This window comes from Aestuariibius insulae (assembly GCF_040783535.2).
Lineage (GTDB): Bacteria > Pseudomonadota > Alphaproteobacteria > Rhodobacterales > Rhodobacteraceae > Aestuariibius > Aestuariibius insulae.
Map to the genome: position 1 here is coordinate 1 of NZ_JBFONW020000008.1, position 10,312 is coordinate 10,312.

Annotated in this window: 7 protein-coding genes and 1 pseudogene; 4 read left to right on the forward strand and 4 right to left on the reverse strand. The window is 55.4% G+C overall.

Features of this window, described 5'->3' with window-relative positions:
• Positions 1-320: 320 nt before the first annotated feature.
• On the forward strand, positions 321-842 hold the full coding sequence (locus tag AAD018_RS18295; RefSeq protein ID WP_367316654.1) for a winged helix DNA-binding protein: 522 nt from the start codon (positions 321-323) through the stop codon (positions 840-842).
• A gap of 12 nt (positions 843-854) precedes the next feature.
• Here the strand turns inward: AAD018_RS18295 and AAD018_RS18300 are convergent, their stop codons facing one another.
• The 4 genes from AAD018_RS18300 to AAD018_RS18315 form a co-directional block, all read right to left on the reverse strand.
• Positions 855-1,022 (reverse strand): hypothetical protein, encoded by a 168-nt coding sequence (locus AAD018_RS18300; RefSeq protein ID WP_412005325.1) that lies wholly within the window; start codon positions 1,020-1,022, stop codon positions 855-857.
• Positions 1,023-1,288: 266 nt separating this feature from the next.
• On the reverse strand, positions 1,289-2,590 hold the full coding sequence (locus AAD018_RS18305; protein WP_367316653.1) for a TRAP transporter large permease: 1,302 nt from the start codon (positions 2,588-2,590) through the stop codon (positions 1,289-1,291).
• A 3-nt stretch (positions 2,591-2,593) separates the two neighbouring features.
• The gene (locus AAD018_RS18310) at positions 2,594-3,118 is read right to left on the reverse strand and encodes a TRAP transporter small permease (RefSeq protein ID WP_367316652.1); all 525 of its coding nucleotides are present in this window, start codon (positions 3,116-3,118) and stop codon (positions 2,594-2,596) included.
• Positions 3,119-3,186: 68 nt separating this feature from the next.
• On the reverse strand, positions 3,187-4,146 hold the full coding sequence (locus tag AAD018_RS18315; protein ID WP_367316651.1) for a TRAP transporter substrate-binding protein: 960 nt from the start codon (positions 4,144-4,146) through the stop codon (positions 3,187-3,189).
• 102 nt (positions 4,147-4,248) lie between these two features.
• Here AAD018_RS18315 and AAD018_RS18320 point away from each other — a divergent pair, with 102 nt between their 5' ends.
• The 3 genes and pseudogenes from AAD018_RS18320 to AAD018_RS18330 all read left to right on the forward strand — a co-directional run.
• Positions 4,249-7,863 (forward strand): hydantoinase B/oxoprolinase family protein, encoded by a 3,615-nt coding sequence (locus tag AAD018_RS18320; protein ID WP_412005326.1) that lies wholly within the window; start codon positions 4,249-4,251, stop codon positions 7,861-7,863.
• 485 nt (positions 7,864-8,348) lie between these two features.
• A pseudogene (locus AAD018_RS18325) lies at positions 8,349-8,932 on the forward strand (IS5 family transposase); the annotation flags it as partial.
• 128 nt (positions 8,933-9,060) lie between these two features.
• Positions 9,061-10,312: hypothetical protein (locus AAD018_RS18330; protein ID WP_412005327.1), on the forward strand; the 1,252-nt coding region annotated here is incomplete at its 3' end.

The following is a 10,312-nucleotide window of genomic DNA, read 5'->3' on the forward strand; positions in this document are numbered from 1 at the left end:
CCAGCGAACGGTGAGGAGGATGACGTCCTTCGGGAGCCGATAGCCTCTGAACGGATCACGGCGTCGCATCACTCGAGCTTCTCGTGTCAGCTGACGCATGAACTAGCTCGCACAACGCGACAGACCCCCTGGAGGGCCTGAGAGACGTAAACAACGGTGGGTCAAATCTCGCTGAAAAAACCAGGTTACCTCTTAGCGGAAATCAATAATTTTGCCAATGATAGCGGTTCGACATGATAAAGAGGCGATCAAATAGGCTGTTGAGAATTTCGCAAGCGTTTTGTAAATTACATGCAAGCAATTTGTATTGGAAAACCGCCGTGTCAGAGCAAGACATTCCTAAACGTCGCATTGTTTCTTCGCGTCACCTCGCGGATGGTGACAACTGGGAGTCATCCGAGATCGAGTACGGGATGATCATTGCCTACAATGCGTTCTCGCGATGGATGACCCGGTGCATGTCAGCGGCAGGAAACACCGATCTGACGCCATTGGAAATCCTCGTGCTGCACAATACCAATCACCGTCGGCGCGACAAACGTCTGACGGATATTTGTTTTCTGCTGAATATCGAGGACACGCATACGGTGAACTATGCGCTGCGCAAGCTGATGAAGATGAAGCTGCTGGAGTCGGAGAAGCGCGGCAAAGAGGTGTTTTACACTGCGTCGCCCGCGGGTGAGGAGCTTTGTGAAGCCTATCGGGTCGTACGCGATCGTTGCTTTGTTGATGGGTTGTCCCGTCTGGATATGACTGGCGAAGGCATGCGCGAAATCGCGGCAAGCCTACGTGCTTTGTCTGGTCAATATGATCAGGCCAGTAGGGCAGCGGCGTCTTTATAAGCTGCTGGCTTGTTAGGAAGACTGCTTTTCAGAGGCCACGGCAGGATGAAGATGGGCCATTGGAAAAAGGCAAAGAACAACAAAACCCCCAGATTCAGGCTGCCGCCCGACACCGCCTTGGGAAAGACCGTCGTTGCGATTGCTAAAGGTGAGAGTTAAAACGGCGCGTTGCTCGATCATGCTGCCGGACCTCAGACCCCGATACGTTGTATGGATATGCTGAGGGCAAATGCCTAAAGGATAAGCGTTTTGGTGAACACGCGGTCAGTTGACGACGCCGAGAGGACACCATCTATTGCCGCGATGGCAAGAATGAGCAGGGCAGCGCACAATAGCGGGTTCGGCAGCGCCGATAGGGGAGGGATCGAAAAACCCATGGAGACCTCTACCGCCTGTATGATGTTCCAACCATGATGCGATCTTTACCTCCGGATGGTGACTAGGTGCTAACTGGCCATGAACGTTGGCAGGAACGTCACGATTTGCGGAAACAGGCAGATCAGAAAAACCCCCAAGAGCAGCAGTAAGAAGAACGGAAATGCAGCCTTGGCGATTCGTAAAATGTCAATCCCGGTTAGGCCCTGGATGACGAACAGATTGAAACCAACGGGCGGTGTGATCTGGCTCATCTCAACGACAATTACCAGATAGATGCCGAACCAGATCGGGTCGATCCCGACGGCGGTGACCATCGGCATGATGATCGATGTGGTCAGAACGATGACGGAGATGCCGTCTAGAAAGCATCCCAAGATGGTAAAAAAAATCGTAAGGGCGACCAGCAGGGCGGTGATGGACAGGTTCATGTCCGAAATCCATGCCGCCAAATTACGTGGCAAGCCGGTAAATCCCATGGCGACGGACAAAAAGGCTGCGCCAAGCAGAATCAGTGCGATCATGCAGGACGTGCGCGTGGCGGACATCACGGCTTTACCAAACAATTGCCAGCTGAAAGCGCCAGACGTCCATGCAAGGATTGTGGCCAGAACGACCCCTAAAGCCGCAGCATCGGTGGGTGATGCAATCCCGCCGTAGATCGACCCAATGACGCCACCGATCAACAACGCTACCGGGATCAAGCGCCGCGAGGCACGGAACTTTTCGCGCAGGGAAAACGTCTCGTTGATCGCGGGGATTAGATCCGGATTCATCCATGCGCGTACCGCCACATAGCTTGCAAACAGCGTCATTAGCATGATGCCGGGGATGATGGCTGCAATGAACAGACGAGCGATGGATTGCTCGGTCGCGACGCCGTAGACGATCAGGATAATCGAGGGCGGGATCAGCAAGCCCAGCGTGGCGGACCCAGCAAGAGTGCCCAGGATTAGGCTTTCGGGGTAGCCGCGTTTGGTGAGTTCTGGGACGGACATACGGCCAATGGTGGCGGCGGTGGCCGCGGATGAACCTGAGACGGCGGCAAAAATCGCGCAACCAAAGACGTTCACGTGCAACAGACGGCCCGGCGCGCGACTGAGCCACGGAACCAAGCCGGTGAACATATCATCGCTCATTCGTGACCTGAGCAGGATTTCCCCCATCAGGATGAATAGCGGTAAGGCTGTGAGCGCCCAACTGTAGGAATGCCCCCAAAAAGTGGACGCCAGAACAAGACCCGAAGGCGCGTTGGAGAAAAAGACTAAACCAGCAAGGCCGACTGTGGACAGAGAAATGGCAACCCAGACACCGCTGGCCAGCAGCGTCATCAAAAGCCCCAGAAGGACAAGACCGATCACAGGATCAGACATTGCTTATACCTCTGCCGGCGTCGACAGGATCGGCCTGCGGGCAGCGATCAGTTCGAACAGGGTATGAATCACGGCGACCAACAGCAAAGCGATGCCAAAGGCTGCAACGCTTTGCGGAATCCAGAGCGGAATGGGGATAATGCCATTGGACACATCACCGTAGTGAAAGCTTTCGCGCACAAGGTCGGCCATGAAATAGGTGGCATATCCAATGACGCCAGCTGCAATTAACAGGACAAATCCCTCGGCGACGAACTGCACCTTTTGGGAGAGCCGCGATACGGCGAGATTGACCCGAATGTGGCCACCCGCTCGTAAGGTATGGGCCATTGCCAAAAACGTCGCCCCGGCCAGCATAAAGCCTGAAAAATCGGCATAGGATGGAATGGTTGAAGGTATAACGCCGGGCGCGATCCGGCCGAATGCATTGAGGCAAATTTGGGCAGAGATCAGAATACAGATGCAAAGGATCAGCCCCCCGGCAATCACCCCGCACACATCATAGACGTTTTGAAGAAGGCGAGACATCGCGCGGGCGTCCTTTGACAAGAAAAGTGGCCGGTCGTTCATACATGACCGGCCAGTTTAGGGAGAGCTTAGTTGTTGTAAGTGTTCAGTACGGCACGGGCACTGTTAGATGCAGCTGTATCCCATGTGCCGAGCATCGTCTCACCAATGCTTTGTAGACCTTCGATCAGGGTCGCGCTTGGTTGGTAGACGATAATGCCGTTCTCCTCGAGGGCGGCTGTCATGCTCTCGGCTTCTGCCGCAGACATCTCCCAACCACGGAGTTCAGCAGCGTCGGCCGCTGCCAGAACGGCTGCTTGTGTGTCTGCGTCCAGCCCGTCAAACATACGCTTATTGATGACAACGATGTTCTTTGGGACCCATGCATTTATGGGTGTATAGTGTGTTACAAAATCCCAAGCGGTCGAGTTAACACCGGTAGACGGCGATGTAATCATCGCCTCAACCTGACCTGTCGCAAAGGCTTGTGGGATATTAGAGGCTTCGATCTGGACAGGCGACGCGCCTGCAAGTGTCGCGAATTCTTCCAATGCTGCGTTGTAGGCACGGAAACGCAGGCCGGCCAGATCATCAACAGTTGCGATTTCGCCGTTTGTGTAGAGACCCTGGGCAGGCCACGGTACGGAGAACAATGGCATCAGACCTTCTTCGGCCAGAAGCTCTGTGATGACAGGTTCCTGCGCGGCCCAAAGACGCGCTGCATCTTCATAGCTGGTTGCTACGAAAGGTTGGCTGTCGAGGCCAAAGGCAAGGTCTTCATTGGATAAACGAGATAAAAAGAACTCGCCCAACGGAACAGAGCGGTTGCGAATTGCGCCTTTAATTTCTGCATGTGGGAAAAGCGATCCGGCGGAGTGCAGAGTGATGTCAAGGCCGCCATCAGTTGCAGTGCGGACGTCATCCGCGAATTGTGCGATGTTTTGAGTGTGGAAGGTGCTGTCGCCGTATGGCGTGGGCATATCCCAGCTCTGTGCGGCTGCTGCCGTTGCGCAAACGAGTGCTGCTGCGCCGAAGATAAATTGCTTCATGAGGTCTCTCCCTACCGTTGTAAAAATGGTTCTGTCGTGCTCGAATCCATTACGTTGACAATTTGTCAGTGTTATATCAACAACGCAACAACAAATTGATTCTTGGAGGATGAAGTGGATCACTCGCAAAGGGGTAAATGGCAGTTTTGGGTCGATCGCGGGGGAACCTTTACTGACATTGTTGCTCGCAAACCTGATGGAGCGCTCCAGACCCACAAGCTTCTATCTGAGAACCCAGAAGTGTATCCAGACGCGGCCGTCCATGGGATTAAGTCACTTCTCGGCGTCGATCCGACGGCAGAGATCGCGACTGGGCAAATCGCAGCGGTAAAGATGGGTACAACCGTTGCGACCAACGCCTTGCTAGAACGCAAAGGCGAACGCACCGTGCTGCTTATCACCAAAGGTCTTCGGGATCTTTTGCGGATCGGTTATCAGAACCGTCCAGACCTATTCGCGCTGAATATCAAGCTGCCTGAACTGCTCTACGATGACGTCATTGAAATCGACGAACGCATCGCGTCGGACGGGACAATCATTGCTCCGCTCGATACCACTAACGCCCGTGAAGCCCTGTCTTGGGCTTATGGGAAGGGGTATCGCTCTGTCGCAATTGCTTTGATGCATGGCTACAAATACACCGACCATGAGAAGAAGCTGGGAGATATGGCACGGCAGTCGGGCTTTGCCCAAGTGTCCCTAAGCCACGAGGCAAGCCCCCTTATCAAGCTGGTATCGCGCGGGGACACGGCTGTTGTAGACGCCTATCTGTCCCCAATCCTGCGTCGCTATATTGATCAGGTTGCGTCAGCCCTGAACGCCGACGAAGGGGGCTGTGACAGTCTGATGTTCATGCAATCTAATGGCGGGTTGACCGATGCTGGCCGGTTCCAAGGCAAAGACGCTATTTTGTCAGGACCTGCGGGCGGCGTTGTCGGCATGGTGCGCACGGCCGCAGGTCTGGGGTTCGATCGCCTTGTTGGGTTCGACATGGGCGGCACCTCCACGGACGTTTGCCATTACGCGGGTGAATTTGAGCGCTCGTTTGAAACTGAAGTCGCAGGCGTTCGGATGCGCGCGCCGATGATGTCTATTCACACGGTGGCAGCAGGCGGCGGGTCCATCCTGTCGTATCGCGATGGGCGGTTGCAGGTGGGCCCCGAAAGTGCGGGTGCAAACCCCGGACCAGCCGCATATCGACGCGGTGGGCCTTTGACGGTGACCGACTGCAATGTACTGCTTGGCAAACTGCAACCATCACATTTCCCTTCAGTCTTTGGCCCGAATATGGACCAGCCACTTGATGCGGACGTGGTCCGCGAAAAGTTCGCAGCGCTTCAGGTTGAGATAGGCACTGACAAAACAACTGAAGAGATCGCCGAAGGCTTCTTGCGGATCGCCGTCGAAAACATGGCCAATGCAATCAAACAGATAAGTGTGCAGCGTGGCTATGATGTGACCAAGTACACGATGAATTGCTTTGGGGGTGCAGGCGGACAGCATGCCTGCCTTGTGGCCGACACGCTCGGGATGGAAAGCATCTTCATCCATCCCTTCGCAGGCGTGTTATCTGCGTTTGGCATGGGGTTGGCTGATGTGCGTTCTATTCGTGAACACCAATTTGCTAGATCGATCTACGATATTACAGAAGCCGAAGTTGTCGTTGGTGAACTTGTCCGAGCTGCACAGGCAGATGTGCGCGCACAAGATATAGGTGATGATGAAATTTCGACGATCGTGTCGGCCCATATTCGAACAGACGGTGCACATCAGACGCTCGATGTGCCCTTCAGCACGCCGGAGCAAATGACGCTAAGTTTCAACGCGGCACATAAAACGCGCTTTGGATTCGCGCCCGAGAACGCAGATCTTATCATTGACTTGCTCACAGCAGAGGCCATCGGGTCCACGGGCGAGGAGGTGATATCGCCCAATACAATCCACGTAAAACAAGATGCTAAAACGGCGCGGATGTATTCTCACGGTGGTTGGTCCGAGGTTCCTCTTGTCAACCGTGCAACTCTCGCAACTGGGGACACTGTATCCGGCCCTGCAATTTTGACCGAGCCAACCGGCACCAACATTATCGGGGCAGGATGGCAGGCCGAGTGTATGAACGGCGGCAGTCTTGTATTGCGCCGCGTCGTGCCGCTTGAACGGACCGAGGCCATTGGTACCTCAGTTGATCCGGTTATGCTTGAGGTATTCAACAACCTTTATATGTCCATCGCTGAACAGATGGGGGCGACGTTGGCCAACACGGCCTATTCGGTGAACATTAAAGAACGGCTCGATTTTTCTTGTGCGATTTTTGACCGCCACGGTGATCTGGTGGCTAATGCGCCCCATGTGCCTGTCCATCTTGGGTCCATGTCAGGCTCTGTGCGGTCCATCCTGTCCCAGAACTCAGGTAAAATCCGCCCAGGCGACGTATTCATGATGAACAACCCGTTTAATGGCGGCACCCATTTGCCTGATGTGACGGTGATCACACCTGTTTTCGACGACGATGGCGAAAACATCATCTACACGGTCGCATCCCGCGGGCACCACGCCGATATCGGCGGCACGACCCCCGGTTCGGCCCCGCCTGATAGTCATCATATTGAAGAGGAAGGTGTGTTGATTGACAACTTCCTGCTGGTCAAAGAGGGCGTCCTACAAGAGCAGCAGACACGGAAACTGTTGTCCTCTGCCAAATACCCCTGCCGCAATGTGGATCAGAACATGGCCGATCTATCAGCGCAGATCGCTGCGAACGCGACAGGTGAGCGGGAATTGCGAAAGATCACCCGCCAATTCGGCCTTGATGTAGTGCATGCCTATATGAGCCACGTGCAGGACAACGCCGAAGAGAGCGTGCGCCGTGTATTGGATGTGCTGCACGATTGCGCTTTTACCTATCCGCTGGACAGCGGGGCGGAGATCAAGGTGAATATTACAGTCGACAAAACGGCGCGGTCTGCCGAAATCGACTTCACCGGCACCTCGCCTCAGGACGATCTAAACTACAATGCGCCGCTGTCGATTTGCCGTGCCGTGGTTTTGTACGTCTTCCGCACATTGGTCGGCGCGAACATTCCGATGAACGAAGGGTGCATGAAACCATTGCACCTGACGGTGCCCCAAGGGTCCATGATAAACCCTGACGCGCCGGCGGCCGTGATTTCCGGCAACACCGAGGTGTCACAGGCCATTGCGGATACGCTCTACGGTGCGCTCGGCGTGATTGCGGGTTCTCAGGGGACAATGAATAATTTCGTCTACGGCAATGAGATTTATCAGAATTACGAAACCATCTGCGGTGGCACCGGTGCGGGCGATGGATTTGACGGCGCGAGTGCGGTTCACAGTCATATGACCAATACGCGCATGACAGACCCTGAAGTGCTGGAAGCCCGCTTTCCGGTGCGAGTTGAGGAGTTCTCCATCCGACGCGGGTCTGGCGGAGCTGGTGCTTATCGGGGCGGCGACGGAATTATTCGCAAGCTACGGTTCAACGAGCCGATGACAGTGACGACCTTGACCTCGAATCGGCGAACCGCACCCCACGGGGCTGCAGGTGGCGCCCCGGGGAAGACCGGCGAAAACACCGTGATCCGCCAGAACGGAACGCTTGAACCGATGAAAGGCAATGATGTAGCACGGATGAATACAGGTGACGTCTTTGTCCTCAAATCCCCTGGAGGCGGTGGCTATGGGGAGGTGAAACCCTGACTGGTAGTTTGCCAACAGGCGTTGAAGCCGCGTATGACAAGGCAGGAATGCTTGTCGATATGCATGACGGCCTCTTAGACAAGATCACGGCTTGCAACGCCACTTAGGTGACCTGCTTCGCTGTATGACTACGTGGACGGATATTCACCTTTCGCAGATGACGGGCGACGTATCCCACGCTTAAAGGCCCCGGCAGAGGGCGGCATCAGACCTGCGCAAAATGCCGATTAGGACGAGGTAGAGGTCCGCGCTGCATTGATGACCTATAGAGGAGCTCTGCTGAACCTGCCGTCTAGAGGGTCAGAAGGGGCGCTGGAAATAACCCCGCCGATTGGGAACCGCACGAGTTAGAAAAATTGCCCGCCATTTTGCGCAGGAACTCATGCAACAGCGGTTTCGCGTCGGCTACGGATGTTCCCTCACGAGAAATTGGCACTGGGGTCAGGAAACATCGACGTCCTCCAAGCGGCGTGATTCAGCGGCTGAAGACCCTGTACAACCGCTGGAAGCGATGGAGTGAGAAAGATGTCTTTGCTCAGATCATAACGATCCTGGCCGCTGAACACGGGGAAGAAAGAACTCTCCTGATTGCTGCATCCTATTTGAGGGCTCACTGCACCGCGACCAGCACGGGCGTCAAAAAGGGGCGTCGACATCTGATTGGGGGGTCAAAGGCGGTATGAATACGAAGCTTCACGCCGTCTGCGACAGTCAGGGGCAGGCCTTCAGCTTCTTTATCATCGCACGGCAGCTCAGCGATAATATCGGAGCTAGGGCGCTGCTGAGCGGCTTGCCAAATGTTGCCTGGCTGCTCGGAGATCGCAGCCATGACGCCGATTGGTTCGGAGAAGCCCTGCAATAAAGGGGCATACGACCATGCATCCCCAACCGAGAGTTCCGCGTCAAAGCAGTGCGGTACGACAAGCGCAGATACAAACGTCGTAATCGTATCGAGATCATGTTTGGCAGGCTTAAAGGCTGGGGACGCGTCGCAACTCGCTGTGACAGGTGTTCAAAGGTCTTCCTGTCCGCCATCGCTCCCGCTGCAACCGTAATCTACTGGCTATGAGTCTTTATCCTAGGGTCAAGACCGATTGATTTCCGCTACTACAGATAAAACTAAGTAGTTCTCTCAATGGGGCGGCTTTGGCTCATTCTATATAATCGGTGCAGGTGGTCTTTCGGAGACTTTGCACGATGAACATAAATGTAAGTGTAGGCGATGCGAATGTCTCCGATACATGGGCACCCTTTGGGTCCGGTCCCGGAGATGCCGATGGGTGGTCCGATCTCCAGTCCTTAGAATATATCGCAAGCCACGGCGATCTGATGGATGCTTATGGCATGGATGCCGGGGCGGGCCGCACTCACTACAGATCAAGCGGATATACCGAGGGCCGCGGTATCACATTTTCGGCGGCGCATTATCTGGCGGCCAATCCGGATCTGCAGGCTGCATTTGGCGACGACCTGATCGCGGCGACCGATCATTACATGAATGGAGGCCGCTTCGAGGGGCGCAGCCTTGGGCCAAGCCTCACGTTTGAAACCTTCTCGGATATCCGGTCGTATGAATACATCGCCAGCTATAGCGATTTAATGGATGCCTACGGGATGAACGCCGATGCCGGGCGGACCCATTATGCAACCAGCGGGCATACCCAAGGACGCGAGCCTCTTTTCTCGGCGGCGGATTATCTGGCCGCAAATTCCGATCTGAGAGACGCCTACGGGTCCGACCTGGAGGGGGCGACGCAGCAATACATGATCTCCGGTCGCTACGAGGGGCGTGTGCTGGCGCCGGGTCTGGATCCCGAAGCCCCCGATCCACGGCCTGTATTCCAAGACGCCGACGGGGATGGCATCGGCGAAGTTCACCTGAACGGCGAGGTGATCGATGCCGAGATCATGGACGTGCATAGCTATTTGCAGACCGGCCTCGGGGTTGTCGACCTGGGTGCCGGGCGTCAGACTCAGGTGGTTCGCGAGGGCGGCGCGCCGCAGGCTTATTCGGAGATTGGCGCTGGCCTCATCAACGGTAGCCTGACAACGAACGAATTTCTCGAGTCAGAAAGCGGCCAGTACCGCACTGTCATGCAGTCGGACGGCAATCTGGTGGTCTACGATATGCAGGCCAGCGAGTATTTCGGCGACCCTGTATCTGTGATCTGGGAAACGGGTACCCACGACGCCGATGCCGGATCGCGGCTGGTGATGCAATCGAACGGCGACCTTGTTTTATCCGACCCAGCAGGTGAAATGGCCTGGAGCAGCGATACCTCGAGCCCGATGGCACAGATCGATCGCGCTTTCATGTTGGTTATGCAGGATGACGGCAATCTTGTCGTCTACGATGATGCGACCAGTCAGGCTCTTTGGTCGAGCCAGCATGGCAAGCTTGCTGAGGCCGGCGATCTCAGCGGAGGATGGAGCGACGTCCGCGCGCTGG

Coding starts and splice junctions, on each gene's coding strand:
- AAD018_RS18300 (WP_412005325.1), bottom strand. CDS start 1,022: ATGATCGAGCAACGCGCCGTTTTAACTCTCACCTTTAGCAATCGCAAC.
- AAD018_RS18305 (WP_367316653.1), bottom strand. CDS start 2,590: ATGTCTGATCCTGTGATCGGTCTTGTCCTTCTGGGGCTTTTGATGACG.
- AAD018_RS18310 (WP_367316652.1), bottom strand. CDS start 3,118: ATGTCTCGCCTTCTTCAAAACGTCTATGATGTGTGCGGGGTGATTGCC.
- AAD018_RS18315 (WP_367316651.1), bottom strand. CDS start 4,146: ATGAAGCAATTTATCTTCGGCGCAGCAGCACTCGTTTGCGCAACGGCA.